24 protein-coding genes and 2 pseudogenes are annotated in these 26,824 nt (G+C 58.9%); 20 read left to right on the top strand and 6 right to left on the bottom strand.

The features are described 5' to 3' along the window. Positions 1–118 precede the first annotated feature (118 nt). Positions 119–1,303: an MFS transporter gene (locus tag ACZ9BB_RS08000; protein WP_476213273.1), complete on the bottom strand. Its 1,185-nt coding sequence runs from the start codon at positions 1,301–1,303 to the stop codon at positions 119–121. A 49-nt stretch (positions 1,304–1,352) separates the two neighbouring features. Then, a complete protein-coding gene (locus ACZ9BB_RS07995) occupies positions 1,353–2,585 on the bottom strand; it encodes a serine hydrolase domain-containing protein (RefSeq protein WP_476213272.1) in 1,233 nt (410 codons plus the stop codon). 125 nt (positions 2,586–2,710) lie between these two features. Here ACZ9BB_RS07995 and ACZ9BB_RS07990 point away from each other — a divergent pair, with 125 nt between their 5' ends. Then, positions 2,711–3,598 carry a LysR family transcriptional regulator gene (locus ACZ9BB_RS07990; protein WP_476213271.1) on the top strand — a complete coding sequence of 296 codons (888 nt, stop codon included), beginning with the start codon at positions 2,711–2,713 and terminating at the stop codon, positions 3,596–3,598. A 48-nt stretch (positions 3,599–3,646) separates the two neighbouring features. On the opposite strand, the gene ACZ9BB_RS07985 is transcribed toward ACZ9BB_RS07990, so the two are convergent. Next, positions 3,647–4,654: an AraC family transcriptional regulator gene (locus ACZ9BB_RS07985; protein WP_476213270.1), complete on the bottom strand. Its 1,008-nt coding sequence runs from the start codon at positions 4,652–4,654 to the stop codon at positions 3,647–3,649. A gap of 131 nt (positions 4,655–4,785) precedes the next feature. Between ACZ9BB_RS07985 and ACZ9BB_RS07980 the strand changes: the two genes are divergently transcribed. From ACZ9BB_RS07980 to ACZ9BB_RS07965, 4 genes and pseudogenes are all read left to right on the top strand, one after another. Further along, positions 4,786–5,970: an acetyl-CoA C-acyltransferase family protein gene (locus tag ACZ9BB_RS07980; protein ID WP_476213269.1), complete on the top strand. Its 1,185-nt coding sequence runs from the start codon at positions 4,786–4,788 to the stop codon at positions 5,968–5,970. A 13-nt stretch (positions 5,971–5,983) separates the two neighbouring features. After that, on the top strand, positions 5,984–6,835 hold the full coding sequence (locus tag ACZ9BB_RS07975) for a 3-hydroxybutyryl-CoA dehydrogenase (RefSeq protein ID WP_476213268.1): 852 nt from the start codon (positions 5,984–5,986) through the stop codon (positions 6,833–6,835). Then, on the top strand, positions 6,822–7,508 hold the full coding sequence (locus tag ACZ9BB_RS07970) for a TetR/AcrR family transcriptional regulator (RefSeq protein ID WP_476213267.1): 687 nt from the start codon (positions 6,822–6,824) through the stop codon (positions 7,506–7,508). The genes ACZ9BB_RS07975 and ACZ9BB_RS07970 overlap by 14 nt, the downstream gene beginning before the upstream one ends. A gap of 37 nt (positions 7,509–7,545) precedes the next feature. Next, positions 7,546–7,785: pseudogene (locus ACZ9BB_RS07965) on the top strand (LysR substrate-binding domain-containing protein); the annotation flags it as partial. Positions 7,786–7,813: 28 nt separating this feature from the next. On the opposite strand, the gene ACZ9BB_RS07960 reads toward ACZ9BB_RS07965, so the two are convergent. Together ACZ9BB_RS07960 and ACZ9BB_RS07955 are read right to left on the bottom strand one after the other, a co-directional pair. Next, the gene (locus ACZ9BB_RS07960) at positions 7,814–8,923 is read right to left on the bottom strand and encodes an MFS transporter (RefSeq protein ID WP_476218237.1); all 1,110 of its coding nucleotides are present in this window, start codon (positions 8,921–8,923) and stop codon (positions 7,814–7,816) included. A gap of 135 nt (positions 8,924–9,058) precedes the next feature. Beyond that, entirely contained in the window at positions 9,059–10,000 is a 942-nt protein-coding gene (locus ACZ9BB_RS07955; RefSeq protein ID WP_476213266.1) for a LysR family transcriptional regulator, read from the bottom strand. A 497-nt stretch (positions 10,001–10,497) separates the two neighbouring features. On the opposite strand from ACZ9BB_RS07955, the gene ACZ9BB_RS07950 reads away from it, so the two are divergent. From ACZ9BB_RS07950 to ACZ9BB_RS07930, 5 genes are all read left to right on the top strand, one after another. Further along, positions 10,498–11,874: an MFS family transporter gene (locus ACZ9BB_RS07950; protein ID WP_476213265.1), complete on the top strand. Its 1,377-nt coding sequence runs from the start codon at positions 10,498–10,500 to the stop codon at positions 11,872–11,874. 122 nt (positions 11,875–11,996) lie between these two features. Next, on the top strand, positions 11,997–12,893 hold the full coding sequence (locus ACZ9BB_RS07945; protein WP_476213264.1) for a LysR family transcriptional regulator: 897 nt from the start codon (positions 11,997–11,999) through the stop codon (positions 12,891–12,893). A gap of 126 nt (positions 12,894–13,019) precedes the next feature. After that, positions 13,020–13,685: an RraA family protein gene (locus ACZ9BB_RS07940; RefSeq protein ID WP_476213263.1), complete on the top strand. Its 666-nt coding sequence runs from the start codon at positions 13,020–13,022 to the stop codon at positions 13,683–13,685. A gap of 228 nt (positions 13,686–13,913) precedes the next feature. Beyond that, positions 13,914–15,260 (top strand): MFS transporter, encoded by a 1,347-nt coding sequence (locus ACZ9BB_RS07935; RefSeq protein ID WP_476213262.1) that lies wholly within the window; start codon positions 13,914–13,916, stop codon positions 15,258–15,260. 79 nt (positions 15,261–15,339) lie between these two features. Further along, positions 15,340–16,002 (top strand): RraA family protein, encoded by a 663-nt coding sequence (locus tag ACZ9BB_RS07930; protein ID WP_476213261.1) that lies wholly within the window; start codon positions 15,340–15,342, stop codon positions 16,000–16,002. 197 nt (positions 16,003–16,199) lie between these two features. On the opposite strand, the gene ACZ9BB_RS07925 is transcribed toward ACZ9BB_RS07930, so the two are convergent. Beyond that, positions 16,200–17,504: a dicarboxylate/amino acid:cation symporter gene (locus ACZ9BB_RS07925; protein WP_008073707.1), complete on the bottom strand. Its 1,305-nt coding sequence runs from the start codon at positions 17,502–17,504 to the stop codon at positions 16,200–16,202. A gap of 564 nt (positions 17,505–18,068) precedes the next feature. On the opposite strand from ACZ9BB_RS07925, the gene ACZ9BB_RS07920 reads away from it, so the two are divergent. The 10 genes and pseudogenes from ACZ9BB_RS07920 (at position 18,069) to ACZ9BB_RS07875 (ending at position 26,694) form a co-directional block, all read left to right on the top strand. After that, positions 18,069–18,608, top strand: coding sequence for a thiamine pyrophosphate-binding protein (locus tag ACZ9BB_RS07920; protein ID WP_007896342.1), 540 nt, complete (start codon positions 18,069–18,071; stop codon positions 18,606–18,608). Continuing rightward, the gene (locus tag ACZ9BB_RS07915) at positions 18,596–19,192 is read left to right on the top strand and encodes a thiamine pyrophosphate-dependent enzyme (RefSeq protein WP_476213260.1); all 597 of its coding nucleotides are present in this window, start codon (positions 18,596–18,598) and stop codon (positions 19,190–19,192) included. Before ACZ9BB_RS07920 ends, ACZ9BB_RS07915 begins: the two co-directional genes overlap by 13 nt. Before the next feature lie 65 nt (positions 19,193–19,257). Further along, positions 19,258–20,421 (top strand): acyl-CoA dehydrogenase family protein, encoded by a 1,164-nt coding sequence (locus ACZ9BB_RS07910; RefSeq protein WP_007896339.1) that lies wholly within the window; start codon positions 19,258–19,260, stop codon positions 20,419–20,421. Positions 20,422–20,440: 19 nt separating this feature from the next. Continuing rightward, positions 20,441–21,643, top strand: coding sequence for a CaiB/BaiF CoA transferase family protein (locus ACZ9BB_RS07905; protein ID WP_476213259.1), 1,203 nt, complete (start codon positions 20,441–20,443; stop codon positions 21,641–21,643). 37 nt (positions 21,644–21,680) lie between these two features. Next, positions 21,681–22,430 carry an electron transfer flavoprotein subunit beta/FixA family protein gene (locus tag ACZ9BB_RS07900; protein WP_476213258.1) on the top strand — a complete coding sequence of 250 codons (750 nt, stop codon included), beginning with the start codon at positions 21,681–21,683 and terminating at the stop codon, positions 22,428–22,430. Further along, a complete protein-coding gene (locus ACZ9BB_RS07895; RefSeq protein ID WP_476213257.1) occupies positions 22,431–23,387 on the top strand; it encodes an electron transfer flavoprotein subunit alpha/FixB family protein in 957 nt (318 codons plus the stop codon). Between the two features lie 14 nt (positions 23,388–23,401). Further along, positions 23,402–24,232, top strand: a pseudogene (locus tag ACZ9BB_RS07890) (HTD2 family dehydratase); the annotation flags it as partial. A gap of 9 nt (positions 24,233–24,241) precedes the next feature. Next, a complete protein-coding gene (locus ACZ9BB_RS07885) occupies positions 24,242–25,057 on the top strand; it encodes an HpcH/HpaI aldolase/citrate lyase family protein (protein WP_476218235.1) in 816 nt (271 codons plus the stop codon). A 61-nt stretch (positions 25,058–25,118) separates the two neighbouring features. Continuing rightward, positions 25,119–26,510 (top strand): aldehyde dehydrogenase family protein, encoded by a 1,392-nt coding sequence (locus ACZ9BB_RS07880; RefSeq protein ID WP_476213256.1) that lies wholly within the window; start codon positions 25,119–25,121, stop codon positions 26,508–26,510. Then, complete coding sequence (locus tag ACZ9BB_RS07875; protein ID WP_476213255.1) at positions 26,479–26,694, top strand: hypothetical protein; 216 nt, start codon at positions 26,479–26,481, stop codon at positions 26,692–26,694. The genes ACZ9BB_RS07880 and ACZ9BB_RS07875 overlap by 32 nt, the downstream gene beginning before the upstream one ends. The last annotated feature ends 130 nt before the right edge of the window (positions 26,695–26,824 follow it).

The following is a 26,824-nucleotide window of genomic DNA, read 5'->3' as shown; positions in this document are numbered from 1 at the left end:
GACAATCCAGGGTGTCAACCCAAAGGCTTGCTTCCTGGATATCCTTGTTTGGGCGATGGCGGCCACACACTGACGAAAATACACCCCCATCCGTCCGGGCGACGATGCATCGTTCAACTCAGTCTGCGGCGATCTGTGCGCCTCCCTTGCGCGGCTCGGCACTGAAAAACAGAACTTTGACCACGATGACCAATACGGCCAGCGCCGCAAATAGCAAACCACTGTACAGGGTGCCCTGCAAACCCATGCGCGCCAGGAACCACCCACCCGTCGTTGACCCAATCGTCACCCCCAGGTTGATGAACGAGATATAAATGCCGGTGGCGAATTCGGGCGCTTCCGGCGCTTCGCAGGTCAGCCATATCTGCGTGACGATCAGCCCGCTGGTATGGGTCGCGCCCCAGATCACCACAATAATCAACATCGTCATCAGGGACGGACCGGCGAACAGGTACAACAGCCCATAGGCACCGGCCAGCAGGATCGGGTGCAGTAGGGTTGTCCGGACCATGTTCTGCCCGATCAGCTTGCCGGCATACAGATTGCCCGCGACGCCGCCAATACCGAAGATCACCAACAGGATGCTGATCATCTGCGCGCTCATGCCCGCTTCCTTGGCCAGGTACTCGGCCGAGTAGCTGTACACGGAGAACATCGCGGCGAAAATCAGAGTCGAGGCGGTGATGTTCAGCCAGAGTGGAAATCTGCGCAAAATAGCCAACTGCTCTTTGTAGGAAATACGGGTTTTGTCGGGCGCGTCCGGCAGCCGGGCAATGATCCCCAGGCCGGCAATGCAGTTGACCACGGCGCAGAACAGAAACGAGGCCTCATAGGAAAACTGCGCCGCGATCAGCGTCGTCAACGGCACCCCCAACACCATGCCCATACTGGTACCGACAAAGGCTTTGGCGGCTGCACGGGTTGACTCCTGCGGTGGGTACAGCGAAACGGCTGCGACAAAGGCCAGGGAAAAGTACACAGGGTGAAACAGCGCGGGGATGATGCGCAGCACCATCAAGGACTCAAAGTTGGGTGCATAGGCCGACAGCACACTGGTGCCGGCAAAAATGAACAACGCAATGGTGAGAACTTTTTTACGGTTGAAGCGCGACAACACCAGCACCATGATCGGGCCAAATACCGCAATGATCAGTGCAAACAACCCCACCAACAGGCCAGCCTGGGATGCACTGATCGAAAAGCGCTCGATAATCACCGGAAGAATCCCGACGACGCCGAACTCAATGGTGTAAACACCAAACAGGCCCAGTGCGAGAAAGTAGATCGGATGGAGCATTTTCATGAGTCGGACTCCAGCGTGACCACGACGTTGCCAAGCCGCACGACGCGCGTCATTGACTGAGCCCTTGTTTCGTTGATTGACGGTCACTGTCTATCGCCCCGTAAACGGCGTTGCAAAGGTCAACGGTGAACTGCCCGAACATGCCTTCGAAGGCGGTATTGGTGAAGGCAACGACCGTCAATTGTTCGACCGGGTCGACAAACCAGGAGTGTCCGTAGGCACCGCCCAACCGCCAGCTGCCAACCGATTCGGCTGTCTGTGCGGCGGCCGGGTCCTTGAGCACGGTAAAGCCCAGACCGAAGCCGCGACCGGGCCAGTTTTCCAGTTCGAGCTCGCCGGTCTGGTTGCAGGTCATGTCCTCGACCAGCGCTTTAGGCAACAACGGCGCGCCACCTTTGCGCAGGGTTTCGAGCAACTGGAGAAACTCACCGGCACTGCCGATCAAGCCCGAGCCACCGGAGTTGAAAGCCTGTGGATCGAGGGCTCGGCCTGGCTCCAGCTTGATGCCGGCAGTGCCTTCAAAAACCGGCACCACTTCCAGTTCTTTCATGCGCCTGGGCTGTGGCTGATCATTCAGGTATGCCGGGCTCAGGCGGCTGGCGTCGGACACGCCGAAACCGATATCGATCAAGCCCAGTGGCTTGGCAATCAGTGTGTCGATAGCGGTGGCCAGCGAAGTACCGATGACCGCAGCGATCACGCCGCCCAGCACATCGGTCGCAATCGAGTAGCCCCACGAGCTGCCCGGTTTGTACAGCAAGGGCGCGTGGCTCAGGCGGCGCAGATTTTCTTCCAGCGTCAGGTCGCTGCGCTCCATGCCATCGGACACACCGGCATCGCGATAAGGGCCACCTTGATCGCTTTCCAGAAAACCATACGTGAAGCCGGCGGTATGGCTCAGCAACTGACGCACCGTGATCGTCGCCGGCTGGCCGTCGCTCAGGGTTGGCTTGAAGTAAGGCAACCAGCGGGTGATGTCGTCATCCAGGTTGAGTTTGCCCTGTCCGATCAGTGCCAGGGCCGCTACCGAAACGATCGGCTTGGATACCGAAGACAGCCGAAACAAGGCATCCTCGCGCATCGGCAACTGCGCCTCACGGTCGGCCAACCCGGCCGCGCGCTGGTAAATGAGCTTGCCGCGGTGAGCCACCAGCACCACCGCGCCCACCAGGCGCTGATCGTGCAGGGTCTGCTCCAGCACCGCGTCGATGCGCGAAGCCAGCTGGACGGGTTCAAACGAGCGTAGAGACTGTAATGGGCGAAGCGGTTCGTTGACTGACATTGGCGGACCTGAATAGTTGGATGAATGACTCGATGTCTCGATGGTAGAGCCGGCCGTTGTCGGGAAACAGAGGTTACAATTCCGAGGTCCACGGACCTTTTTGTCCGCAATCAAAGGAGTGAGTGTTGGATAAGCTCAATGGCATCACGGTGTTCGTGCAGGTCGCCGAAAGCCTCAGTTTTGTTGGGGCTGGCCGCTTATTGGGGATCTCCGCCTCGGCGGTGGGCAAGAGCATCGCGCGCATGGAAGAGAAACTCGGCGCACGCCTGTTCCATCGCAATACCCGCAGCATCAACCTGACCAGCGAAGGCTCGTTGTTTCTGGAGCGCTGCCGCCGGGTACTCAACGAACTGGAAGCCGCCGAGCAGGAACTCTCCAGCTCCAGCGAGACACCACGAGGCAAACTGCGCATCAGCCTGCCGCTGCTGGGTGACGTCCTGTTCATGCAGCTCTCGCGATTCATGCAGCACTATCCGCAAATCCAGCTGGAGCTGGACTTCACCGATCGGCTGGTGGACGTGGTCGAGGAAGGTTTCGACGCCGTGGTGCGCACCGGCCAATTGCACGACTCGCGGTTAATGGCCAGGAAACTCGACAGCTTCGGCTTCTACCTCGTCGGCGCCCCCAGTTACTTCGCGAACCACGGCTACCCGCAGAATGTCGAGCAACTGCAGGAACACCACTGCCTGCATTACAAACTGCCCTCCACGGGCAAACTGGAAAAATGGCCACTGGCGGGGCTTGCCGAAGGCAGCGAGTTGAAAATACCGGCCACGATGGTCTGCAATAACCTTGAAATGCTGATCCACATGGCCCGCCAAGGACTGGGCCTTGCCTGCGTCCCGGAGTTTGCGGTGCGCGAAGCACTGGCGGCCGCAGAGCTGGTGTCGATACTGCCCGATCAAGTGCTTCGCACGTTGGACATCCAGGTGGTATGGCCGTCGAGCCGCTACCTGACGCCAAAGTTGCGAGCGTTTATTGATTTTGTGTGTGATGGGGGTGTTCGAGACTAAGGCTTTTGCGGGGCTGATAAAGCCTTGCCGTGACCCAACGAGCAGGGCTCATTCCTGAAACCGCGCCCGATACCGCCCCGGGCTCTCCCCCGTCCATTTTTTGAAGGCACGATGGAACGCACTCGGCTCCTGAAATCCCAACTGCTCGGCAATATCACTGATGCTCGCCTTGCTCTGGCGTAACCGTTCAAACGCCACCGCGCGCCGCACTTCATCCTTGATTTCCTGATACGAACAGCCTTCACGTCCCAGTTTCCGGCGAAAGGTACTGGGGCTCAGGTGCTGTTCCAGGGCGAAGGCCTGCAAGGTCGGCCATTCGCTGTAATGGCTATGGCGCAGGCGCTGATGAACCTGCGATGCCAACCCATGCTGGTTGCGGAAGCGGATCACCAGCCATTGCGGTGCGGTGCGTAGAAAAACTTTCAACGAAGCAAGGTCTTGAATCACCGGCAGGCGCAGGTAGTGACTGGCGAACTCGATTTCGGTGCGTTCGGTGCCAAAGGTCAGGTGGGGTCCCCAGAGCAAGGCATCATCACGCAGCGACAAACGCTGATGACGAAAGTCCGCACGATCGATAGGAATGCGCCGCCCGCCCAGCCAGCACAGTAGACTGATCATCAACACCAGAAATGTTTCTTCGCCCAACCGGCTGACCTCGCTGTTCTGCGCACGGGTCTGCAAGCTGATGACCGCACGCTTGCCACGCACGCTCAACGTGCCGCGAAAATCACTCAGGAACAGGGCGAAATTGGCCAGGCACTGACGCATGGCTTTTTCCAGCGTCGGCTCCTGAATCAATGCCCGACAGATCAAGGCAAAACTGCCCGGCGGCATACCATGGGAGTCCAACTGGAAAAATTCGTCGTTCAACTCACGAATCTGCACCAGCCACAACGCGGCGAAAGCCTTGGCCGGCACCCGTGCCGTCGGCTGATCCATCAGTGCCGGATCAATTCCCACTTGTTCAAGCACTGACCGCAGACGCTGCGGTTCTTCACGTAGTGCATGGATCATGGGGTACATGAAGTAAACCGCCACCGAATCCGTTTCCCGCATTTGAATGCCTCTCTCGTTACATCTGAACATGGCAAAAAACGCCATCACCCTTGAACAGTTTTGGCATAGGCCAGTGGCGCTGCTGATTCTAGACTCGTGCACAACAAAAAAGACCTATTCAGAGAGCCGACATGAACCATTCCGATATTTTTGTAGTGAGCGCCGTCCGTTCTGCCATCGGCGGCTTTGGCGGTTCACTCAAGGATGTGCCGCCTATTCAGTTGGCAACCGACGTTTGCCGCGCCGCTATCGAACGATCAGGCCTGGCCCCCGAGCACATCGGCCATGCGGTGATGGGACATGTGATCCCGACCGAGGCACGCGATGCCTACATCTCTCGGGTGGTCGCGATGAATGCCGGCCTCACGAAAGAGACCCCCGCCTTCAACGTCAACCGCCTTTGCGGCTCGGGTTTGCAGGCGATTGTCAGTGCCGCGCAAAGTTTGATGCTGGGGGATGCGGGGGCTGCGCTGGCAGGCGGCGTCGAGTCCATGAGCCGAGGCGCGTACTTGTTGCCGCAGGCGCGCTGGGGCGCACGAATGGGCGACATGCAGGCCGTCGACTACATGCTTGGGGCACTGCAAGACCCGTTTGCCGGCTTCCACATGGGTATCACCGCTGAAAATATCGCCGAGCACTATGGCATCACGCGTCAGGCCCAGGATGAATTGGCGCTACTCAGCCAGCAGCGTGCTGCCCGGGCGATTGCCGAAGGGCGTTTTGCCGGGCAGATCGTGCCGATCGAAATTGAAACCCGCAAAGGGACGGTGTCGTTTGCGACGGATGAGCATGTGCGGGCTGAGGTCAACGCCGAGCAATTGAGCCGCATGAAACCCGCCTTCAAAAAGGACGGTAGCGTCACCGCCGGTAACGCGTCCGGCCTCAATGATGGTGCCGGCGCACTGATCATGGCCACGGGCCAGACTGTTCAGGAACAAGGCCTCAAACCTATGGCTCGACTGGTGGGTTATGCCCATGCAGGCGTTGAACCTTCGATGATGGGGCTGGGACCGATTCCCGCCACCCGCCTGGTGCTCAAGCGCGCCGGCCTGACCGTTGCCGACCTTGATGTGATCGAGTCCAACGAAGCCTTCGCTGCCCAGGCCTGTGCCGTAGCGCAAGAGCTGGGCTTCGATCCGCAGAAGGTCAACCCCAACGGTTCGGGCATCTCGCTGGGCCATCCGGTGGGCGCCACCGGCGCGATCATCGCCACCAAGGCCATTCACGAACTGCATCGCTGCCAAGGCCGTTATGCCCTGGCAACCATGTGCATCGGCGGCGGCCAAGGCATCGCCGTATTGTTCGAGCGGGTTTGATAAGGACATGCGCATGAATCTTCAGAACATTGGCGTCATCGGCGCCGGCACCATGGGCAATGGCATCGCGCAAGTCTGCGCCTTGGCCGGCTTCAACGTGACCTTGATCGACATCAGCGAGAGCGCTTTGCAAAAGGCAATCGCGACCGTCGATAAAAACTTCGATCGGCAGGTCGCCAAAAACACGCTGACGCACGAGCAAAAGCTCACGGCCCTCGACAAGATTCGCACCAGTACCGATTACAACAGCCTGCAAAACGTGCAACTGGTGATCGAAGCCGCCACCGAAAACCTCGACCTGAAACTGCGCGTGCTGCAACAAATCGCCGCGCAGGTCAGCGCCGACTGTGTGATCGCCTCGAACACGTCGTCGCTGTCCATTACCCAACTCGCCGCCAGCGTCAGCCAGCCTGAGCGTTTCATCGGTCTGCACTTTTTCAACCCGGTGCCGGTCATGGGCCTGATCGAAGTGATTCGTGGCCTGCAAACCAGCGATGCCACCCATGCCCTGGCGCTGGACATGGCGACCACACTCGGCAAAACCGCAATCACCGCCGGCAACCGTCCGGGCTTCGTGGTCAACCGGATTCTGGTGCCGATGATCAATGAAGCGATCCTGGTGTTTCAGGAAGGCCTGGCCAGCGCCGACGACATCGACGCCGGCATGCGCCTGGGCTGCAACCAGCCAATCGGCCCACTGGCGTTGGCGGACCTGATCGGCCTGGACACCGTGCTGGCAATCCTTGAAGCCTTCTACGACGGCTTCAACGACAGCAAATACCGCCCTGCTCCGCTGCTCAAGGAGATGGTCGCCGCCGGTTATCTGGGACGCAAAACGGGGCGTGGCTTCCATGCATATGCCTGAGCGTTGCTCACGCTTCGCCGAATACCGGGACAAGGTGCTGGAGCTCTTTGCCAGCAAGGGTTTCGGTCAGGTCGGCATGCGTGAGCTCGCGACCTGCCTGGGGCTCGCTCCGGGCTCGTTGTATTACCATTACCCCAGCAAGCAGCACATGCTGCTCGACCTGATCGAGGAGTTCTATGAAGAGCTGCTGGTCACCCTGGGGCGCATTGAACAAACGGCCCCGGCAAAACGCGACAGACTCAACCATTTGATCCGCGCGCACCTGAATCTGCATCAGGAGATGCCTTGGCATTTTCGTCTGGTGGAGCGCGACAGCGGCTGCTTGAATGAAGAGCAACAGGAACGGGTCCGGCAGCTGCGCGAGCAGTACGAACGCAAGTTGCTACTGATGCTCGGCGTTCGACCCCGATTCAGTGAACAGGGCCGGATGGCTGCCGGTCATGCCATTGCCGCCTTGCTCAACAGCGCGCCCAGTTGGTTCATGCAGTACTCGTTGGATGAACGAGAGCGCGATAATCTGATGGAAAACATGGTGAGCGGCGCCATCGAGCGATTACTGGTGTCAGGCTCGGCGGGAGCTGGGCAATCATTGAAGAAGGCTCACGGGAACGACAACGACAACGACAACGTCAACCACGCCAGTACAAGAGGCAAATTACACTGGGGTGGATGACATCCGATGGCTTTAGGAAAAGTCTTCCGATTATTCGCAGGTCCGGATCCAGGTCAGCAGCTTCGACGGCATCTGCCGCATGATCGAAGCCGGCTTGGGCATCGGGATTCTGCCGTTGTCATCCGTGCGTGCCGAATTGCTCGGTACCCGCCTGATCGCTGTCGACTTGAGCGATGACTGGGCGCACCGTACCTTATTCGTGGGGGTTACGAGTCAAGCGCAACTGGCGCCGGAAGCGGCCAAGTTGTTTGAGTATCTGAGCAGCGTGCATGGCTGACCCTGTCGCTGGTTCAGCGCTGTTCTTTTCACACCAGCCGAATGAGCAAAAACACCAAAAGCACATTCAATACAGCCAGCGAACTCAGGCCCGCTAGCACGCCGCTAGCGCCCCAGGTCTGCAACAGGTATCCGCCCGCGAGGGGGGTCAAGGCTTGTCCAATGAGCGAAGGCCGAGCCATGCGTCCCATCAGCAAAACATAATGGGTGGGCGACATCAGGGCCAGTGGCAGCAGGCCTCGAACGATCGCCCGCAAACCATTACCCGCGCCGTAGATCACCAGACCCGGCGCGGTCATTGCCGGCGCGATGGTCACCAGCAACAGACCGATTGCCACGAATACCACGCAGATCAATGTCGTCCAGATGGGGTGTCGCTTTCGCGAAAACACTTGTAGAACGCGTGAGCCGACCTGGCTCGGACCGAGTAAGGCGCTCAGCCCGATGGCGGCTGCAAGCGAGTAGCCCTGCCCCTGCAACAATGAAATCAGCTGGACAGATATCGCCGTCATGATCACTGCACCCAACGCAAAAATCAGCGTGAGCAACAGGTAGATCCGCCGGTCGACAGAGAGGTTTTCATCACTCATGGCATGGCTTTTTGCGAGTGGCCACGCGCCACGCGCCAGCACCCAAAGATAAAGCGGTGCCACGGCAATGACCAATAGCACCCCATAAGCCACGCACGTCGCGCGCCAGCCAATGTGCTCGATGACCAGCGCGACCGCAGGCCATGACAGCGTTGTCGCAAACCCTGAAATAAGCGTGATCCCGGTAATCGCACTGCCCGCCCGCTCCCCGTATAGAGAACCTAAAGCGGCGAATAGCGCTTCATACAGCCCCAGCGCCATACCGACGCCAATCACTGCCCAAGACAAAAGAAACATCGGCAATGAGGTCGAGCTGGCCATCAGAAACAGCCCGATGGCGACGCCCAGGCCGCTACTGGCCAGGATGGGGCGGCCGCCATAGCGGGCGATAAGCCGGCTGGTCAATGGCGCCAGCATCGCGGAAACCAGAATGCTCAGCGACAGCGCGCCATACACCCATTGGCTGGCCCAACCGGTCTCTTTCATGATCGGATCGGCCATGACGGCCATCAGGAAGAACGAACCTCCCCAGACCAGAACTTGCAGCATCCCCAATACAAAAATGCCGAATACGCTTGGCAGTCGCGTTTGATGGTTCAAGACAGTGTCATCAGTGGTGAGAAAAAGCAGAAGTCGTGAGCCGTTGCGCAACTACGGGTAGGGGCTGACCGATTGGCCGATGGCTCAAAGCATGTGTCCAGCCCAGATCTTGCGATTGACCAGGTCGGCAGCAATTTCGATGAAAGCATCTCCGACGAATTTGGCAGCCGGGCTGACGCGCCTGTCCGCCGGAAAAACCTGAACCAGTTTACGCATGGGCACCGGATCGATCAGCGGCGCCGCACACAGCACGCCGGCTTCAACTTGGGCGTAAATCGACGCCAGTGGCAACGCCGTCAGACCGAAGCCATTGCGGACCAGATCGATCATCGCGCCGAACGAGTCGGCTTCAACGCTGGTCTTGAGCTTGATCCCGACTTCTCTGGCACAGTTATCCAGAATGACCCGAAGGCCATGTCGCGCGCTGGGCAATACCAGTTGCTGCTCGGCCAGGGAGGCAAAGGTCACCGGCGTGTCGATGCGCAGGTTGGCGCTGGCGGGGCCGACCAGCATCAGGTTTTCCATCATCACCGGCACAATCCTGAGCGTATGCAGGGGTTGCGGATCATAGGAAATGGCCAGTTCCAATTCGCCGCGCTGCACCCAATCCAGCAGATAGCCGCTGTAGGCCGAGGAAAATCGGACAGCCAGATTGGGATGCGCCTCGCGGATCTTGCGCACCAGCGGTACGGTGACGATCTCGGCAACCGTCGGCGTCGTACCGATGACCACCGTTCCACGAAAAGACGATCGGCCACCGACAACCGAGCTTCTGATCGATTCCATTTCCTCCATGATTCGGGTGGCATGGGCCAGCACTTCCCGACCGACGTCGGTAATTTCCATCCCGCGCCCGTGTCGTTCGAACAGGTAGGCGCCGAGCTCTTTCTCCAACATTCTGATTTGTCGGCTAAGGGCCGGTTGCGCGATGTGAAGCCGATCCGAGGCCTTACTGAGACTGCCCAGTTCGGCAACATGAATCAGGGTTTTGAGTTGAACGACATCCATTACCAGGCCAGTCAGCATCGGGCTCGGCGCGATATGCGTCGAAAGTGCTGTGAGTGTAATCGCATTTGCACACCTTGGAATGCCCCGCGAACCGCGTGTCGTGAGGCCTCAAGGCTTTCGAGCCGCCTGTATGCCCCAGCCCGCCGGGGCTGCACGCCAAGCTATAGAATTTAGGTATATCAGTTAGGCCCGCCTGGCGACTTATTACCCTCCTCACTCTGCGGTAGCGTGCAATCAACGTCGGCGCCAAAGAGCGCTCGACTCACTACAAGAATAAGATTCGAGGGCTCGCGCCATGATGTTCAATGCTTCGCCTTACCTGACCGGTCCGATTTCCCCGAGCCACGTACAGCTCACCACACTCGTGCATCCTCCCTCCTCCTTCTCTTCAGAAAACCCGGCCGTGAGCGGGTTCGCGCCTCTTCGTTAAGCCCAACAACCCATCGAGCCAGTCACGTCGGACACGCATCAGCGTGCTCCTCGTATCGCCTCGCCTTGAAGAAAGGGTGAACAGCATGTCCGCATCAATCACAGACGCCAAAGACCACGCAGCCGAAACCGCTCCGATGAAAGCGCCGAACCGCGTCAAAGCCATCATGGGTGCCTGCTCGGGTAATCTGGTGGAGTGGTACGACTTTTTCATTTACGCCTACACCGCCATCTACTTTGCCGCTTCGTTTTTCCCCAAGGGGGACACCACCAGCCAACTACTGGCAACTGCCGGGGTTTTCGCCGTGGGCTTTTTCATGCGCCCGCTCGGCGGCTGGATTTTCGGCTGGATCGCTGACACTCGCGGCCGCAAGGTTTCGATGATTATCTCGGTGTTCATGATGTGCGCCGGCTCGCTGCTGATCGCCGTCATGCCCACCTACGCAACCATAGGGGTCGCGGCACCGATTCTGCTCGTGGTGGCCAGGCTAATCCAGGGCCTGTCCGTCGGTGCGGAATACGGCACCGGCGCCACCTACATCAGCGAAATCGCGACACCGGGCCGCCGCTGTTTCTATGGATCGTTTCAATACTTCACCATCATTGCCGGGCAGCTGTTGGCCTTGATGACCGTGGTCATTCTCCAGCAAACCCTGACCGGCGATGAGTTGCGTGAATGGGGCTGGAGGATTCCGTTCTTCATCGGCGCCCTGAGCTCGATCGTCGTGGTGTATCTGCGGCGCGCCATGCATGAAACCGCGACCAAAAAAGACATGAACCGCAAAGACGCCGGCTCTCTGCGCGGCATGTTCAAACACAAACGGGCGGTCGCCCTGGTCGTGGCGTTCACCATCGGTGGCTCACTGTACTTCTATACCTTCACCACCTACATGCAGAAGTTCCTGGTGATCTCCGCTGGCTTCAGCCCGGAAACGGTGAGTTTCATCATGACGGCGGCCCTGGTCGGTTTCATGCTCTGCCAGCCACTGTTTGGCTTGCTCGCTGACCGTATCGGGATCAAGGCGCACATGCTGATGTTTTCCGGATTGGCCATGCTGCTGGTGATCCCTCTGCTCTATTCGCTGCAGTCGGTTAGCAGCCCGTTTACAGCGTTCCTGCTGGTGTTTGGCGGCCTGGTCATTGCATCGCTCTACACCCCGATTGCCGGGATCGTCAAAGCTGAACTGTTCCCGCCTGCGGTGCGTGCGCTGGGTGTGGGCTTTCCGTATGCCGTCGGCAATGCCGCATTCGGTGGCACTGCCGAGTACGTGGCCCTGTCGCTCCGATCACAGGGTGTCGAGGCGTATTTTTTCTTCTATGTCGCGGCGGTAGTGACCATCACCTTCATCGCTGCGATGTTGATGCCGAATCTGTCTCGCTACGGGTACATCAGCGGTAGCGGTGAGATCGAAGAGCGCACAGGGCTCAAGGGTTATTCAAAACCGAGTGCTGCCAGGGTCTGACCATTACGACGAAAAGCGCCCATTGGGCACCCGGCCATGGCCGGGTTTTGCTGTTTATCAGTCGCGCCAACTCGATGCTTTTGGTCAATAATGGAGCACTTTTTCTCAACTGAGCCCGAGTAATGATCACGTTCAAGCAACTGGAAGCCATCTACTGGATTGTTGAACTGGGTAGCTTCGAATCCGCGGCCATGAAACTGAACATGTCCCAGTCAGCCATCTCCAAGCGTATTCAGGAGTTGGAGGATGCCTTCGACATGCCGATTTTTGATCGTTCAAAACGCAGTGCGCGCCTGACAGAAAAAGGCACGGAGTTGTTCGAGCAGGCCACGGAGATTCTGCGCCAGCGCGATTACCTGCTTGAACGCATCAGCTCCAAGGAAGTGCTGGTCAGACGCTTTCGCATTGGCGTCACCGAGCTGACCGCCATGACCTGGCTCCCAACATTGATCGAAGGTATACGTAGCGCTTACCCCAAAGTGGTACTGGAACCCTCGGTCGAGCTCAGCACCGAACTGGTGGCTAAACTGGAGAACGATCAGCTCGACCTGATCATCGTTCCCGACATTTTTGCCGACGCACGTTTCGTCAGCACCCCGTTGAGTTCGGTGGAGAATGCCTGGATGTGTGCACCTTCGCTGCATCAGGGCAAAGAGATAATGAGCATGCAAGCCATTTCCTCATACACCGTTCTGACTCAGGGAGGCGGCTCCGGCACTGGATTGATCTATGAGCGCTGGTTCGCCCAGAACGACGTCCGGGTCAACCGTACGATCAAAAGCAACTACCTGATTGCCCAGTTGGGCCTGACCCTGTCCGGTGTCGGCATCAGCTACCTGCCTCGCCAGTGTCTCTCGCCATTGGTGGACCAGGGCCGTCTGCAGGTCATCGAAACCGAGCCCGCGCTGCCGCCCATCCACTACATCGCCGTACACCGCGCTGATCGTCTTCAGGGGCTCAGCGTCGAGGTTGCACGTCTGGCAACGCACTGCTGTGATTTCAGCCACATGGTGTGGTAACGCTGGCGCTGGACTCGAGAAAAAAAGTGATGTTTTTGCATGGATAAATATCGCTAATAGTACCGGACAACCTTTCTTACTATGAACGCATAGCCCACTAGGGTTCAGTCGTTCATGGAGGTCGCTATGTCATTGCCCGGTTCACGCATTTTCCCTTCTCCCCCCCAGGCTCCACGCTCGCTATTGGACGCTTTTCAGAGCGTCGTCACGCCGCACATCAGTGACAACCTCGGGCGCCACATCGGTGCCCGGGGGCTGACGCGCTATAACCACACCGGCAAACTGGTGGGCACCGCCCTGACGGTGAAGACTCGCCCCGGCGACAACCTCTACATCTACAAGGCACTGACGCTGATCGAACCGGGGCATGTGCTGGTGATCGACGCCCAGGGTGACGCGACCAATGCGGTCATCGGTGAGCTGATCAAGCTCTATGCGCAGCAACGTGGTTGTGTCGGCTTTATTGTCGACGGTGCCATCCGCGATGTCGCCAGTTTTGAAGAGACGCCGTGCTATGCCCGCAGTGTGGTGCATTGCGGCCCCTACAAAAGCGGCCCCGGTGAGATCAATGTCCCGGTGTCCATCGGGGGGATGACCGTCAACCCAGGTGACATCATTGTCGGCGATGAAGATGGACTGGTTGCCTTCTCCCCCGAACACGCTGAACAGATACTGCTCAGGGCGCGAGAGCATGATGCCCACGAACAACAGGTCAAAGCCGAAATCGCCACTGGCGCCATCGACCAGTCATGGCTGGACAAGGTGCTGGAAAAGGCCGGCCTGGCGAACTGAGCTCCGCTATGAAGCGATCCTGAATTCCCTTTAGCACATTATTGACTGCGCTATTTTTGCCGGGCTTTCAGCCCGGTTTTTTTTGCTCGCACATTTTATACAGCGCGAATCAGGCCTCGCAGTTTCATCAATAAAAGCGATCTTTTGACAGGAGTATTTGTCGCTTTTTTTACGGTTTCATAATTATTACTTTGGCCGGACAACACCGACAAAAACAAGGTCTGCCCCATGTCTATGCCTGAAGTCATAAAACCTGCTGTGCGCAGCAATTACCGCTGGGTGGTTGCAGCCCTGATTTTTCTGATTTACACCATCGCAGCCGCCGACCGGGCCAACCTGGGTGTCGCGTTGCCGTTTATTCGTAAAGAGTTTGAAATGAGCAATGCCGAGGCCGGCGGCTTGATGAGCCTGTTTCTGCTGGCCTATGCATTGGCACAGATCCCTTCCGGTTTTGCCTTCGGCCGTTTCGGCGTCAGCCGGATCCTGCCCGGCGCCATGGTGCTGACCTCATTGCTGACGGGCCTGGTGGGCACAGCCAGTTCATTGCTGGCACTCAAGCTGTATCGCCTGGGCCTTGGCGTCGCTGAAGGTCCATTACCGATCAGCATGACCACGACCATCAACAACTGGTTTCCACCGCGAGAAAAAGGCACCGCGTCAGGGATCTTCCTGTCCGCCGTCAAGTTCGGGCCGGTGATTGTGCCGCCACTCTGTGCCGTGATCATTTCGGTGTGGGGCTGGCGAGAGATCTTTTACTTCTTTGCCGTGCCCGGCATCGCACTGGCGGTGGTCTGGTATTTCATGGTCACCGACCATCCCTCCCGGAGCCGGTTCGTTAACGCCGCCGAGCTCAACTACATCATCGAGGAAACCGGCAGTACTGAAGCGACTCAACAAACCCGCCCCAAAAAGACTCCAGCCTGGGTGAGCAAACTCGATCGAGTCATACGTGCCCGCCACGAAACGCCCCTGGAGACCAATCGGCAGGTGTTCAAATCCTGGAACATCTGGGGCTGTGCCACCAGTTATTGCTTCCAACTGGGCGTGTCGAGCGTACTACTCGCCTGGATTCCGACCTACCTGATGACGGTCAAACAGTTCTCGATCATGAATATGGGGCTGGTGTCGGCTGCGCCATGGGTGGGCGCCGTGCTCGGCAACCTGCTGGGTGGTTTCTGCTCGGATCGACTGATGGGTGGGCGACGCAAGCCCGGCATGCTGCTGTCAGCACTCGGCACTTCACTGATGATGTACCTGCTGATCAACTCGCCCGCCGAACCGATTCCCTACGGCTTGCTGCTGTTGTTGACCGGTGCCGTTCTCAGCCTGGGTTTCTCTTCCTACATGGTTTATCCGATGGGGCTGACTACCAAAAAAACGTTCCCCATTTCCAACGCCGTCGTGAACATGGTCGGTCAGTTGGGCGCGGCGGCCACCCCCTTCATCACCGGGCTGTTGCTGGACAACTATGGCTGGAACTACGTGTTTGCCTGGCTGGCTGTCGGCTCATTCATCAGTTTCATCCTCTTGCTGACCATTTCCGAGCCACGGGCGAGATTGAACACCCCGGCTTGAAGTGCATTGCGAACAAAACCGAGCCGCTCATGTGAGCGGCTTCTGTCTGAACGATTGTCATCACTGCGAGGCGTTACACATGTCCCCCCAAGACAAAGAATTGGTTGCCCTGTTTGAAGGCCTGGATACGCCGGGCGTATCCGATGCCCTGGATAAACTGGGCCTGCCTGGCCAGTGCCTGGGCATCATGCCCCTGGATAACTATCGGCAAGTGGTGGTCGGGCCGGCCTTCACCGTGCGCTACGTCAGCGCCAGTTGCCCGCCGGGAACGGTCGGAGATTTCATCGATGATGTGGCCGAAGGTGACGTGGTGGTGATCGACAACGACGGGCGCACCGACTGCACCGTCTGGGGTGACATCATGACCCAATATGCCGGGAGTCAACGGATTGCGGCGACCGTTATCGACGGGGTCTGCCGGGACGTCAGCAAGGCACTCGGGGACGGCTACCCACTGTTCAGCAAAGGCCGGTTCATGCGTACCGGGAAGGACCGGGTCGAAGTGGAATCGGTCAACCAGCCAGTGTCCATCGGCCAGGCCCGCGTGTGCGCCAGAGACATTGTGGTCGCCGATGCCAACGGCGTGGTCATCGTGCCTCGGGATCGGGCTTATGAAGTGGCCGCCTGCGCCCGCTCGATCGAAGAAGTTGAAGCCCGTATCCGCGCCTTGATCGCTGAAGGCAAATCCCTCAGGGAAGCCAGGTCAGAACTGGGTTACCACACCCTGCAACGCAAGTCCTGATCGTCGCGGCTCTCCCCTTTCCCTTTGCCCTCACAGCCTGCCCACGACAGTGCAATGTGAGGGCTTTTTTTGTGCTGTTGCATCCAGCGCCTTTGCGAAACATGTGGCCGCCCCTTACGTTCGGATAAACGACAAAGAGCGAGCAGTCACGTCTGTGAATGCTCACCCTTTGATCTTGAAGACGCACCGATAACAGGTCAGACCGTCAGCGGTTTTTCTCCTGTGTCACCCTGAACATCCAGCGCTGCGGCATGACGCTCAGCCTCGTCCTCACTCACCAACTCGCCCTCCCATTTGGCCACCACCGCCGTGGCGATGGAGTTGCCCACCGCGTTGGTGGCCGAGCGGCCCATATCAAGGAAGGTATCGATTCCCAGAATCAGCAGCAAACCGGCTTCGGGAATATCGAACTGGGTCAGGGTCGCGGCAATAACCACCAGTGAAGCGCGCGGCACGCCGGCCATGCCTTTGGAGGTCAGCATCAACGTCAACAACATAGTGATCTGCGTACCGATGGACATCTCGATGCCATAGGCCTGAGCGATGAACAGCACAGCAAACGTGCAGTACATCATCGAGCCGTCGAGGTTGAAGGAGTAACCCATGGGCATGACGAAACTCGAGATCCTGCGCTTGACCCCGAAACGATCCAGCGCATGAAGAATCTTCGGGTAAGCCGACTCGGAACTGGCCGTGGCGAAAGACAGCAGGAAAGCTTCCCTGATCAGCACCACCAGTTTGAACACGCGCCGCCCCAGGAACATCCAACCGGCAAACATCAGCATTGCCCAGAGCACGATCAGCCCGAAATAGAAGTCACGCATGAAGACCGCGAACTTCACGAGAATGTAGAGTCCGTTGACCGCCACGGTCGCGGCCATGGCCGCCATCACCGCCAGCGGCGCGAGTTTCATCACGTAACCGGTGACTTTCAACATCGCGTGAGACAAATCCTCTATGACATTGATCAATCCTTGGGCCTTCTTGCCTAGAGAGGCCAACGCCACGCCAAAAAACAGCGAGAACACCACGATCTGCAGAATTTCATTAGTGGCCATGGCCTCCGCGAAAGACCTGGGCACCAAATGCGTCGCGAAATCCTTTAGGGTGAACACTGACGTTTGCAGGTTGGTCGCACTCGTCACCTCTGGTAATGGCAAGCCCAGGTTGTGCCCGGGTTGCAGCAGGTTGGCCATGACCAACCCCACCGACAGCGAAATCAACGACGCGGTGACGAACCAGCCCAGCGCCTTGCAAAAGACCCGACCCACAGCGCTTGCGTCGCCCATGTGAGCGATGCCCACCACCAGCGTCGAAAACACCAAGGGGCCGATGAGCATTTTGATCAGACGTAGAAAAATATCGGAGATGATCGAGATGTAACCGGCGACTCGGGTCGCCGCCGCTTTGTCCGGGAAGTTGAGGAAAATCATGTAGCCGATAACGATCCCCAGCAGCATGGCGATCAAGATGCCTGCCGCAGCCGGTAGCCTGTTTTTCATAACGCACCTGTTGTCGTATTTTCTGGAAAGTAGCCTGGACAAGCGCCCGCGTGATCACGCGATGGCGCTGAAAAACGCAAGGTCAGCCGCAGTGCTACGGAATGAAAAAGGCAAGTGCAAAGTGCCTGTAACGGCAGGCCGAGGATGGATGCGGGTGGAACAGGTCATGGGCAGAGGACAGGACGGGGCAAGCCAACTGCAGGAGGCTGTCATACATAGGTGCAATCCTCGGATCTTATAGTTGTGGTTGCGTCGGTTACGCGCTGTACCGACGTAGCGGAAAACTACGCTAGTCCTGTTCCCCCAATAAGAGCCGATCGCGCTCTACCAGATATGCCCAAAAGCTATGGCGCCGCGCTCAAGCACAGCGTTTTCGTCAATGGCAAACACTCAGTTTTCCTCTTCCTATAATTCGTGGTTATCGCCGCTCACTGCTGCGCACGCATCCGCCGTCCAGCTATACAAAACGGGCATATCTCAAAGACAAAAACGGTAGTCGTCGTTCTCCTCCAGCGCTCCCAGAATGAGTGAAAACACAAAAGCGGCACTGCTTGGGAGATAGGCATGTCAACAGAAGCTGAACAAACCGTGGGGCAGGATTGGCAAGAGGACGTGTTCCGCGTGCTCAAGGCCCACGATGTCAAACACGTGGTCTTCGTTCCGGATGCAGGCCATTCGGCGGCGATCCGTATGTCGTACGCTGACCCGGACATCAAGGCCGTGGTCCTCACCACAGAAGAAGAAGGCATTGGTTACCTCGCCGGCGCCTGGCTGGGTGGTGAACGTGGCGCCCTGCTGATGCAATCGAGCGGTGTCGGTAACTGCATCAACACCCTGGCTCTGCAAGTCTGCGCCGGCTTCCCGCTGCTGATGGTCGTCACCATGCGCGGCGACTGGGCCGAATTCAACGCGTGGCAGAACCCCATGGGTCAGGCCACCGAAGCCTCCCTGAACCTGATGAAAGTCATGACTTGGCGTGCCGACGTTCCCGAAGACGTCGCCCCGTTGCTGCACGGTGCCGCGACCATGGCCTTCAACGGTGATTCCGCCACTGCCCTGCTGCTCGGCCAGCGCCTGATTGGAGAAAAGAAATGGGTCAAGTAAGCGCAAACCACACCCTGTGCCGCCGCAAAGTGGTCAAGGCCTTGCTGGCCGATCGCAAAGACGTGCTGGTCGTGACCGGCCTGGGATCGGCGTCCTATGACGTCATGGCGGCCGGTGACAATGATCTGAATTACTACCTCTGGGCCGCCATGGGCAGTGCGATCACGGTGGGCCTGGGCCTGGCCAATGCCCAGCCGGACAAGTCGGTGGTGGTCGTCACGGGTGACGGTGAGTTGCTCATGGGCTTCGGCGCACTGGCGACCGTCGCGCTGCAAAAGCCCGCCAACTTGACCATCGCGGTGTTGGACAACGGTCACTTTGGCGAAACCGGCATGCAGGTCAGCCACGCCGGATTTGGCATTTCCCTGGACCAGGTGGCGAAAACCTGCGGCTTCAGCTGGACCGATGAAATCCGCGACATGGAAGGCGTACACAACTTGCGCGAGCGCTTTGCAACCCGCGATGGCGTCAAGCTCGCAACGATCAAGATCAAAGCGGAAAACCCGCCACGGGTGCTGCCACCGCGCGATGGTCACTACATCAAGAATCGCTTTCGCGCTGCCTTGGGTTTCAACCCGATCTGATTGCTCTATGCCGGACCCGGTCACGCAGGGCAAAAGCCGTGCGTGACGCACTGAGGAGAATAATAATGACCGACCGCAACGCTGAAGAACTCAATGCCATCCGCGAAGGCGTACGCGCTCTTTGCGCTGAATTTGATGCCGCCTACTGGCGCAAAGTCGACGAAGAAAAAGGCTTTCCGGAAACCTTCGTCAAGGCCCTGACCGACGCCGGTTGGCTGGCTGCGATGATCCCTGTCGAATATGGCGGCTCCGGCCTGGGTTTGGCCGAAGCTTCGGTGATCCTTGAAGAAGTGAACCGCTGCGGCGGGAACTCCGGCACCGTGCACGGGCAGATGTACAACATGTTCACCCTGCTGCGACACGGCAGCGAAGCGCAGAAAAGCTACTACCTGCCGAAACTCGCCAGTGGTGAATTGCGCCTGCAATCGATGGGCGTGACCGAGCCCACCACCGGCACCGACACCACCAAGATCAAGACCACCGCCGTACGCAAAGGCGACAAGTACGTGATCAACGGGCAGAAGGTGTGGATCTCGCGGATCCAGCATTCCGACCTGATGATCCTACTGGCGCGCACCACACCGTTGGCCGACGTACAGAAAAAGTCCGAAGGCATGTCGATCTTCCTCGTCGACCTGCGCGAGGCGATCGGCAACGGCATGACCGTGCAGCCGATCGCCAACATGGTCAACCACGAAACCAACGAGTTGTTCTTCGACAACCTGGAGATCCCCGCCGACAGCCTGATCGGTGAGGAAGGCAAAGGCTTCCGGTACATCCTCGACGGTCTGAATGCCGAACGCACCCTGATCGCTGCCGAATGCATCGGTGACGGTCGCTGGTTTATAGAGAAGGCCAGCGCTTATGCCCGCGACCGCGTGGTGTTCGGCCGCCCGATCGGGCAGAACCAGGGTGTGCAGTTCCCGATCGCTGAAGCACACATCGAGATCGAAGCGGCCGACCTGATGCGCTGGCGTGCCTGCGAGGAATACGACAGCGGCATCAACGCCGGGGCCAGCGCCAACATGGCCAAGTACCTGGCGGCGAAAGCCTCCTGGGAAGCGGCTAATGCCTGCTTGCAGACTCACGGTGGCTTTGGCTTCGCCTGCGAGTACGACGTCGAGCGCAAATTCCGTGAAACCCGCCTGTATCAGGTCGCGCCCATCTCCACCAACCTGATCCTGTCATACGTGGCCGAACATCTGCTCGAGCTGCCGCGCTCTTTCTAATAACAAGAGAGATAACACCATGAGCCAGCCCAAAGGCCTCCGCCCGCTCGATGGCATTACCGTCATCAGTCTTGAGCATGCCATTGCCGCGCCCTTCTGCACCCGACAACTGGCCGACCTTGGCGCCCGTGTGATCAAGGTCGAACGTCCCGGCACAGGTGATTTCGCCAGAGGCTACGACCAGCGTGTCAACGGCCTGGCTTCGCACTTCGTCTGGACCAACCGCTCGAAAGAAAGCCTGACTCTGGACTTGAAGCAAGACTCGGCCACCGAGGTACTGGACAGTTTGCTGGCCACCGCCGATGTACTCGTGCAGAACCTGGCACCCGGTGCGGCCGCGCGAATGGGGCTGTCATTCGAGGCTTTGCATCAGCGATTTCCGCGGCTGATTGTCTGCGACATTTCCGGCTATGGCGTCGGTGGCCCCTATGAAAAGAAGAAAGCCTACGACCTGTTGATTCAGAGCGAAGGTGGTTTTCTGTCGGTGACCGGCGGCCCGGGCGAGGAAGAAATGGCCAAGGCCGGCTGCTCGATCGCCGACATCGCGGCCGGCATGTACGCCTACACCGCAATTCTGTCGGCGCTGTTGTTGCGTGAACGTACCGGCGAAGGCAGCCACCTCGATGTGTCGATGCTGGAAAGCCTGGTCGAGTGGATGAACTACCCGATGTACTACGCCTACGACGGCGCCCCTCCGCCACCTCGCGCCGGCGCCGCGCACGCCACCATTTACCCCTACGGTCCCTTCCCCATCGGCGACGGCACCACCGTGATGCTGGGATTGCAGAACGAGCGTGAATGGCAGCTGTTTTGCGAGAAGGTATTGCTAGCGCCTGAACTGGCCAAAGACGAGCGTTTCTCGGCCAACTTCAAGCGGGTCGAAAACCGTCACGCGCTACGGCAACTCATCGTTGAAGCATTCTCCACGCTGAACTTCGATGCCGTGTTCGATCGGCTGGAGCATGCGCAGATCGCCAACGCCCGAGTCAATGACATGCAGGGGGTTTGGGACCATCCACAACTCCAGGCACGCGATCGCTGGCGGGAAGTCGAGACCTCTGCCGGCGCCGTGCCAAGCCTGATACCGCCCGGCAGCAACAGCGCTTTTGAACCGCGTATGGATGCTGTGCCGGGCCTTGGCCAACACACCGAACAGGTGCTCAGGGAACTGGGGCTGGGAACGGACCGCATCGAACAAATGCGCGCAGCCGGGGCTATCTGACAGCAACGATCAACTATTTTCGAGTGAACACTGCCCAATGAAGATCCTGGTAGCTGTGAAACGCGTGGTCGATTACAACGTGAAAGTTCGCGTCAAGGCGGACAATTCCGGCGTCGACCTCGCCAACGTCAAGATGTCGATGAACCCGTTCTGCGAAATCGCAGTGGAAGAAGCCGTACGCCTGAAAGAGAACGGTATTGCGACTGAAATCGTCGTCGTTTCCATCGGTCCCGCTACTGCTCAAGAGCAACTGCGCACCGCGCTGGCTCTGGGTGCCGACCGCGCCATCCTCGTCGAATCGGCTGAAGATCTGACGTCCCTGGCGGTTGCCAAGTTGTTGAAAGCTGTTGTCGACAAGGAACAGCCTCAGTTGGTGATCCTCGGCAAACAAGCCATCGACAGCGACAACAACCAGACTGGCCAGATGCTCGCAGCATTGAGCGGCTACGGTCAGGGCACATTCGCTTCGAAAGTCGAAGTCAGCGGCGATACTGTTGCCGTGACCCGCGAAATCGACGGCGGCGCGCAGACGGTTTCCCTGAAACTGCCGGCCATCGTCACCACCGACCTGCGTTTGAACGAGCCGCGCTACGCGTCCCTGCCAAACATCATGAAAGCCAAGAAGAAGCCTCTCGAAGTGCTGACTGCGGACGCTTTGGGCGTTTCCACCGCCTCCACCAACAAGACCCTGAAAGTCGAAGCGCCGGCTGCACGCAGCGCGGGTATCAAGGTCAAGTCGGTGGCTGAACTGGTCGAGAAACTGAAGAACGAAGCGAGGGTGATCTGAATGACGATCCTGGTGATTGCTGACTATTCAACTGACCAGCAGGACAACAAAGTAGTAGCTCCGGCCACGCTGAACACCGTTGCGGCTGCCGCGAAAATCGGTGGTGATATTCATGTACTGGTTGCCGGTGCAGGTGTTGGCGCTGTAGCTGAAGCCGCTGCAAAAATTGCTGGCGTATCCAAAGTGCTTGCAGCCGACAACGCCGCCTACGCGCATCAACTCCCCGAAAATGTTGCACCGTTAGTGGTCAGTCTGGTGATCGAACAACACTCGATTTACAGCCATGTCCTGGCCTCGGCCACGTCCAATGGCAAAAACATCCTGCCACGCGTTGCCGCGCAGCTGGACGTTGACCAGATCTCCGAGATCATCTCGGTCGAAAGCGCCGACACCTTCAAGCGCCCGATCTACGCCGGTAACGCCATCGCTACCGTGCAGTCGAACGCTGCGGTCAAAGTGATCACCGTCCGCGCCACCGGTTTCGACCCGGTTGCAGCTGAAGGTGGTTCGGCGGCTGTTGAAGCCGTTGCCGCTGCACACGACGCTGGCACTTCCAGCTTCGTCAGCGAAGAACTGGCCAAGTCCGATCGTCCGGAACTGACCGCTGCCAAGATCGTCGTTTCCGGCGGCCGCGGCATGCAGAACGGCGACAACTTCAAACACCTGTACGCCCTGGCCGACAAGCTGGGCGCTGCCGTCGGTGCTTCCCGCGCTGCCGTCGACGCCGGTTTCGTACCCAACGACATGCAGGTCGGTCAGACCGGCAAGATCGTTGCGCCACAGCTGTACATCGCTGTCGGTATCTCCGGCGCGATCCAGCACCTGGCCGGCATGAAAGACTCCAAGGTGATCGTTGCGATCAACAAGGACGAAGAAGCGCCGATCTTCCAGGTGGCCGATTACGGCCTGGTAGTAGACCTGTTCGAAGCCATTCCAGAATTCACCTCGGTGGTCTGAAAGGAGTAAACGCCATGAGCAACCTTGATATTTCTGCTTGGATCGGCCGAGTCGAAGAAAGCCGCGACCAGATTAGCTACAACTTGGTCAAGCGCATTGCCGCGACACTCGGCGAAGCTGCACCGCAACCTGGTGAAACGCTGCCCCCCCTGTGGCACTGGGCATTCTTCCAGGAGCCGGTCGCCGAGGACGGACTCGGCCAGGACGGCCATCCGGCGCGCGGTGGTTTCCTGCCGCCAGCGGACAACCGCAACCGCATGTGGGCAGGCAGCCGGCTAACGTTCAACCGCCCCTTGCGCGTCGAAGCCCAGGTCGATCGCCTCTCAACGATACTCAAGGTCGAGGAGAAACACGGACGCACCGGCTCGCTGCTGTTCGTCACCGTGCGCCATGAGTTTTTCCAGGACGGTGAGTGCGCATTGGTCGACGAGCAGGACATCGTCTACCGCGAACCCACCCCACCCAAGCTTGGCGGCACCGAACCACTGGCGGCCGGTCAGTGGCGCCAGCCCGTAGTTCCCAGTGCAACATTGCTGTTTCGTTATTCCGCGGTGACCTTCAATGGCCACCGGATTCATTATGACTGGCCGTACGTGACCGAGACCGAAGGGTATCCGGGCCTGGTGGTGCACGGCCCGCTGATCGCCACCTTGAACCTGCGCGCGTTCTTGCGCGCACACCCTGGGGTAACCCTCAAGCGCTTCAGTTTCCGTGGTGTGCGGCCACTGATTTCGCCTCAGCCGTTCGAAGTCGGCGGCCGGGTGATCGAGCCAGGCAAGGCTGAGGTTTGGGCAGGCAATCAGGACGGCACCGCGCAGATCGGTGAAGTCGAGTTCAGCCGGGGGAGAAACACCATGAATCCGTCGATTGTGCGCTCCGCCCTGTTTGTGCCGGCCACCCGTCCAGAGCGCATCCCCAAAGCCATCGCCAGCGGCGCGGACCGAGTCATTGTCGACCTGGAAGATGCCGTGCAGGAAAACCTCAAAGAGCAGGCCCGGGATAACCTTGAGCGCTTCTTGAGTGAACACCCCGAAGCTCAGGTGTTGGTTCGGGTGAATGCCCCGGAGCACTGGGCGCACACTGCGGACCTGGATCTTTGCCGTCGGCATGCCGGCGTGACCGCCATTCTGCTGCCCAAAACAGAAAGCGCGGCGCAGGTGTCCACCGCCTTTAGCACCGGCAAACCGATCTGGCCGATCATCGAGAGCGCCAAAGGCTTGGCGGCACTCAGCTCGATTGCCGGTGCGAAAGGCGCTGAACGCTTGTCGTTCGGCAGCCTCGACCTGGGCCTGGATCTGAACCTGACCGCCGGCAGCCGTGCTGCCGAAGAGATTCTCAGCCACGCCCGCTACGCCGTGTTGCTCTGCACGCGTGTTGCCGGACTGGCCCCGGCGCTGGACGGCGTCTTCCCCTCAATCCAGGACACCGCTGGCCTGCACAACACCGTTCAGTTTGCCCGCGATATGGGCTTTGGCGGCGCGTTGTGCATCCATCCGAGCCAAGTGGCAATCATCCATCAGGCGTTAAAACCCAGCCCTGAAGAGCTTCTCTGGGCGCAACGCATTGTCGACGCAGCCCGCTCAGGTGAAGGCGTCTTCGTGCTGGACGGGCAAATGGTCGATGCACCGGTCATCGGTCGCGCGCATTCCATCCTGGCGCGCGCGACTTGACTAAACGGCGGGACTTTTGTTCTGAAGCTGCACTTTCATTCACATTTCGCAGGACGGTGTCATGACTAACGTTTCCAGCCTCACCCATGCCATTTCGATCAACCCTGCCAATGGCGAGCAGATCCGCTACTACCCATTCGAGTCCGAGTCGGCACTGGAGGCTGCCCTCTCACGCGCCGCTGCCGGGTTCTCCCTCTGGCGCAGCAAACCTGCAGAAGAACGTTCGCAGTCGTTGATTGCCCTGGCGAAAGCATTACGCGGTAATGCAGAAACGATGGCAAACATGATTACCCAGGAAATGGGTAAGCCCACCACACAGGCGCGCGGTGAAATTGAAAAATGTGCGCAGCTCTGCGAGTGGTACGCCGAACACGGCCCCGCCATGCTGACCGCCGAGCCCACCCAGGTCGAGGGTGGTAAGGCGCGCATCGAATATCGCCCACTGGGCCCGATTCTCGCCGTGATGCCGTGGAACTTCCCCATCTGGCAGGTGCTGCGCGGCGCGGTACCAGCGCTGATCGCTGGCAACACTTACGTCCTCAAGCATGCGCCCAACGTGATGGGCTGCGCCTATCTGCTGCAGGATGCTTTCAAACGCGCAGGCTTTGAGGAGGGTGTTTTCGAAGTCATCAATGTCACGCCGGACGGCGTCTCGACCGCCATCGCTGATCCACGCATCGCCGCGGTGACGCTCACCGGCAGTGTTCGCGCCGGCATGGCCATTGGCGCACAGGCCGGTGCTGCCTTGAAGAAGTGTGTGTTGGAATTGGGCGGCTCCGATCCGTTCATTGTGCTCAACGATGCCGACCTCGACGAAGCGGTCAAAGCTGCCGTCATCGGCCGCTATCAGAATACCGGGCAAGTCTGCGCGGCCGCCAAACGCCTGATTGTCGAGCAAGGCATTGTCGAGGCGTTCACCCGCAAGTTCGTTGAAGCAACCCGCGAGTTGGTCGTCGGTGATCCATTGGCCGCAGGCACCTACATCGGCCCCATGGCTCGCTTCGATCTTCGTGATGAGCTGGATCGTCAGGTCCAGGAGACGCTGGAAGAAGGCGCGACATTGTTAATGGGTGGCAAGAAGGCTGAAGGCCCTGGCAACTTTTATGAGCCCACCGTATTCGCAGATGTCACCGACCGGATGACCTCGTTCAAACAGGAGTTGTTTGGGCCGGTCGCCTCGATCATCACCGCGCGCGATGCAGCCCACGCGCTAGAGCTGGCCAATGACAGTGAGTTCGGACTTGCCTCAACCATTTACACTCGCGATGTCGAGCTTGCCCAGAAGCTGGCGGGCGAACTGGAAACCGGCGGTGTGTTCATCAATGGCTATTGCGCAACCGACCCACGTGTCACCTTCGGCGGTGTAAAGAAAAGCGGTTTCGGCCGGGAGCTTTCACATTTCGGGGTCCGTGAGTTCTGCAATGCGCAGACGGTGTGGCTGGACCGCCACTGATTGCATCGACGGTTTTCCGACTCAATCAATATCCCAACGACTCTATCTGGCTTACCTGCGAGCCGAGCCGATGGAGATTCGCGCCGGCACCAACACCTCGCTTACGCGGGTCGTGGCGGTGTTTGGTGCGGTGATGCGACAGGACGTCTGCATTGGCGCTGTTCTGATTCTGGATGTGCCCTGATTTGCACCTTTCGTCTTAACGAAAAAAGCGGGGCCGTCGATGCCAGGGAAGATCGATGGACTCTTGATGACCATGGTATCGGAGCTCCCCGCACCTAACTGACAGTCAATAACTGAAATCATGCCCCAAC

The organism is Pseudomonas sp. TE3552 (assembly GCF_056278945.1).
Note: the sequence above shows the minus strand (reverse complement) of the source record. Positions and strands in the feature narration are given on the sequence as shown.

Excerpts from the sequence above, each read along its gene's own strand:
- ACZ9BB_RS08000 (WP_476213273.1), bottom strand. The coding sequence starts at position 1,303 with ATGAAAATGCTCCATCCGATCTACTTTCTCGCACTGGGCCTGTTTGGT.
- ACZ9BB_RS07995 (WP_476213272.1), bottom strand. The coding sequence starts at position 2,585 with ATGTCAGTCAACGAACCGCTTCGCCCATTACAGTCTCTACGCTCGTTT.
- ACZ9BB_RS07985 (WP_476213270.1), bottom strand. The coding sequence starts at position 4,654 with ATGCGGGAAACGGATTCGGTGGCGGTTTACTTCATGTACCCCATGATC.
- ACZ9BB_RS07980 (WP_476213269.1), top strand. The coding sequence starts at position 4,786 with ATGAACCATTCCGATATTTTTGTAGTGAGCGCCGTCCGTTCTGCCATC.
- ACZ9BB_RS07975 (WP_476213268.1), top strand. The coding sequence starts at position 5,984 with ATGAATCTTCAGAACATTGGCGTCATCGGCGCCGGCACCATGGGCAAT.
- ACZ9BB_RS07970 (WP_476213267.1), top strand. The coding sequence starts at position 6,822 with ATGCATATGCCTGAGCGTTGCTCACGCTTCGCCGAATACCGGGACAAG.
- ACZ9BB_RS07960 (WP_476218237.1), bottom strand. The coding sequence starts at position 8,923 with ATGCTGCAAGTTCTGGTCTGGGGAGGTTCGTTCTTCCTGATGGCCGTC.
- ACZ9BB_RS07955 (WP_476213266.1), bottom strand. The coding sequence starts at position 10,000 with ATGCTGACTGGCCTGGTAATGGATGTCGTTCAACTCAAAACCCTGATT.
- ACZ9BB_RS07950 (WP_476213265.1), top strand. The coding sequence starts at position 10,498 with ATGTCCGCATCAATCACAGACGCCAAAGACCACGCAGCCGAAACCGCT.
- ACZ9BB_RS07945 (WP_476213264.1), top strand. The coding sequence starts at position 11,997 with ATGATCACGTTCAAGCAACTGGAAGCCATCTACTGGATTGTTGAACTG.
- ACZ9BB_RS07940 (WP_476213263.1), top strand. The coding sequence starts at position 13,020 with ATGTCATTGCCCGGTTCACGCATTTTCCCTTCTCCCCCCCAGGCTCCA.
- ACZ9BB_RS07935 (WP_476213262.1), top strand. The coding sequence starts at position 13,914 with ATGTCTATGCCTGAAGTCATAAAACCTGCTGTGCGCAGCAATTACCGC.
- ACZ9BB_RS07930 (WP_476213261.1), top strand. The coding sequence starts at position 15,340 with ATGTCCCCCCAAGACAAAGAATTGGTTGCCCTGTTTGAAGGCCTGGAT.
- ACZ9BB_RS07925 (WP_008073707.1), bottom strand. The coding sequence starts at position 17,504 with ATGAAAAACAGGCTACCGGCTGCGGCAGGCATCTTGATCGCCATGCTG.
- ACZ9BB_RS07920 (WP_007896342.1), top strand. The coding sequence starts at position 18,069 with ATGTCAACAGAAGCTGAACAAACCGTGGGGCAGGATTGGCAAGAGGAC.
- ACZ9BB_RS07915 (WP_476213260.1), top strand. The coding sequence starts at position 18,596 with ATGGGTCAAGTAAGCGCAAACCACACCCTGTGCCGCCGCAAAGTGGTC.
- ACZ9BB_RS07910 (WP_007896339.1), top strand. The coding sequence starts at position 19,258 with ATGACCGACCGCAACGCTGAAGAACTCAATGCCATCCGCGAAGGCGTA.
- ACZ9BB_RS07905 (WP_476213259.1), top strand. The coding sequence starts at position 20,441 with ATGAGCCAGCCCAAAGGCCTCCGCCCGCTCGATGGCATTACCGTCATC.
- ACZ9BB_RS07900 (WP_476213258.1), top strand. The coding sequence starts at position 21,681 with ATGAAGATCCTGGTAGCTGTGAAACGCGTGGTCGATTACAACGTGAAA.
- ACZ9BB_RS07895 (WP_476213257.1), top strand. The coding sequence starts at position 22,431 with ATGACGATCCTGGTGATTGCTGACTATTCAACTGACCAGCAGGACAAC.
- ACZ9BB_RS07885 (WP_476218235.1), top strand. The coding sequence starts at position 24,242 with ATGAATCCGTCGATTGTGCGCTCCGCCCTGTTTGTGCCGGCCACCCGT.
- ACZ9BB_RS07880 (WP_476213256.1), top strand. The coding sequence starts at position 25,119 with ATGACTAACGTTTCCAGCCTCACCCATGCCATTTCGATCAACCCTGCC.
- ACZ9BB_RS07875 (WP_476213255.1), top strand. The coding sequence starts at position 26,479 with ATGCGCAGACGGTGTGGCTGGACCGCCACTGATTGCATCGACGGTTTT.